At 59.9% G+C, this 2,671-nt stretch carries 2 protein-coding genes; both read right to left on the bottom strand.

Going from position 1 to position 2,671, the window contains the following annotated elements:
- The coding region (locus D6024_RS26200) for a Gfo/Idh/MocA family protein (RefSeq protein ID WP_162945062.1) at positions 1–1,355 on the bottom strand (1,355 nt) is incomplete at its 3' end.
- A 32-nt stretch (positions 1,356–1,387) separates the two neighbouring features.
- The coding region (locus D6024_RS26195) for a 3-keto-disaccharide hydrolase (RefSeq protein WP_162945061.1) at positions 1,388–2,671 on the bottom strand (1,284 nt) is incomplete at its 5' end.

Genomic DNA, 2,671 nt, shown 5'->3' with positions numbered 1-2,671 from the left:
TAATATTTGAACACTTTTCCACCGACCATGACTTCTTGTGTTTTTTCATCGAAGGTGGCCTTCAATCCCGTGTGGGCGGCGGCGGTGGTCATGATGTTGGCGATGGAGTGCGAGTAGCCGGCCTCCACCGGGGCGTTGGGTTGTTTGCGGCTGCGCACGCACTCCATCCAGTTGCGCACGTGGGCCGAGGTCAGCGCGTCGCCCCCCGTGTTGGCCGAGGCCACCACTTTTTCTGCACTCCTGGAGAGGTCCACCTCCGGCAGCAGGTTGGGCTGCATACCCATGGCCGCTGCAAAGTTCTTGCGCAGCCCCCCGGTGGGTGAGACCTTATTGGTGATCAGGTTCAGCTCCCCGCCATTGGAATAATATACCTCCGCCGGCCGCTCATCGCCGTTGTGCATGCGCGAGGCAAAGCTCACCTGGAAACCCGTGGAGGGATCGTTCTGTGGACCGTAGTCAAACACCGCCGTGATGGTGTCCCAGTTGCGTCGTCCGTCCTTCCACTGGTAGATGCCGCCGTTGGCCACCACGCTTCTTGGGTGTGCAAGCCCCGTAAACCAGTGCACCGTATCGATCTGGTGCGACATCCACTGCCCGGGCAACCCCGAGGAATAGGGCCAGAACAGGCGGTACTCCAGGTATTTTCTGGGGTCCCAGCTCTCAAAGGGGCGGTTCAGCAGGTAGCGCTTCCAGTCGGTGTCCTGCTGGCGGATCTGTGCCACCAGCTCCGGCCTGCGCCAGCGGCCCGGCTGGTTCACGTTCCAGGTCAGCTCCACCATGGTGATGGGCCCGAACCTGCCCGCCTTGATAAATTCATCGGCGGCGTGGTAGTTGGCCCCGCTCCTGCGCTGCGAGCCGATCTGAATGATGCGGTCGGAGGCTTTCACCGCCTTGAGCGCCGCCCGGGCGTCTTCCATGGTTTCGGCAAAGGGCTTTTCCACGTAAGCGTCGCAGCCCGCCCTCACCGCTTCTACGGTGTGCAGGGCGTGCTGGAAATCCGCCGTGGAGATAAAGACCGCGTCCACCAGCTTTTTGTCGTACATCTCTTCGTTGTTGCGGCAAGGGGTGATGTCGTGGCCCAGCTTTTCCTTCCAGGCCGCCACGCCTTCCTCCCTGCGCCGGTTCCAGATGTCGGAGACGGCAACAATATCAAAATTGAGCTCTTTGTAGTGGTTGAGAAAAGAGGGCATGTGCGAGCTGCGGTGGCGGTCGGAAAAGCCCACCACACCCACCCGGACACGGTCGTTGGCACCCAGGATGCGGCCGTAGCTTTTGGCACTAAAGCCAAGTGAACCCAGGTAAAGACCGGCTGTGGCCTTGGTTGTCCTGGAAATAAATTGTCTGCGCGAAGTCATATAACAAGTTTTGGGGGTTTGAAGTTTGGGGTTTAGTTCAGTTCCTGGATTTTAAGGCTGCGGAAGGAAACGGCGTTGCCGTGGTCCTGCAAGAGGATATGCCCTTTGGGGGCCATGCCGAAGGCCGGCCACTGCGCATACTTGCTGCGGGCCACCAGGGCATAGTAATAGGGCGCACCGCGCTGGTACTCCAGCACCTTCCAGCCGTTGAGCCAGTGCTCCACCCGACCGTCGCGATAGGCCACCACCATGCCGCGGTTCCACTCCCCGATGGGCCGCCGGGCCCTGGGCTCGCGAAGGGAGGGAATGAGGTCGTAGAGCGAAGCCAGCGTGCGGTTGCCCACCACGCCCAGTTTGGCATCGGGGTGGCGCTCGTCATCCAGCACCTGGTATTCCAGGCCGATGGCCGAACCGCTGCTTTGCTCGTTTTCGGTGACAAAATATTTGACGCCGCTGTTGGCACCTTCACTCAACTTAAAATCAAACTGCAGGATAAAAGCCCCGTACTCTTTATCGGTCACGATATCGCCGCCGTTGGTGGATTCAGCCCCGCTGGAGGCCAGCACGTTCAATGTACCGTCTTTGATGGCCCAGCCCTTTTCCGGAAAGCCGCTCTTGTGCGCCCCGCGCCAGCCCGTGGTGGTTTTGGCGTCCCACAGCAAGGACACGCCGTTTTGTTTTTCCGCCTCGGAGAGGTTGTTGGGCAGCAGGTTCACCACAAAGATGCCATTCAGGGGGGAGGGCCTGAGGTTTTGGGTCTGGATGCGCAGGTTGCGCCAGCGGATCTGGCGGCCCTCGTCTTTTTTATCACCGATGGCGTGCACCTGCAGGGCAATAAAGCCTTTGGGCGTCACATCATCAATGACGTAGGCGGCCGGCACCCCGTTGATCCAGGTGCGGATATGGTTACCGATGCACTCGATGCGGGCCCGGTTCCACTGGCCCTGTTTGAACGCCGTTTTGGCCGACGGGTTCAGGTCGAGCGGGTAAAGCCAGTCGCGGCGCCCTTCATCATAAATGCCACCGGTCCAGCCCCGCCGGGAGGGATCGATCTCGAACTGATAGCCGTGCACCCGCCCGTTTTTGTACGAAGGGGTGCTCAGGCTGCGAAACTGTACCCCGGAGTTCATCGTGCTGTCCACCCGGTAGTCAAACTCCAGCACAAAATCACCGTAGTCACTCTCGGTGGCCAAAAACGAATTGGGCTCCCCCATTACCGTCGTGCCCACAATCTCCCCGTTCTCCACCCTGTATCTCGCCCTCCCATTCAACTGCTTCCAACCACTGAGGTCTTTACCATTGAACAATGGCTTCCA

The organism is Flavisolibacter nicotianae, from assembly GCF_003628535.1.
In the GTDB taxonomy this organism is placed as follows: Bacteria; Bacteroidota; Bacteroidia; order Chitinophagales; family Chitinophagaceae; genus Flavisolibacter; species Flavisolibacter nicotianae.
This window is presented reverse-complemented; position numbering and strand designations above follow the sequence as displayed.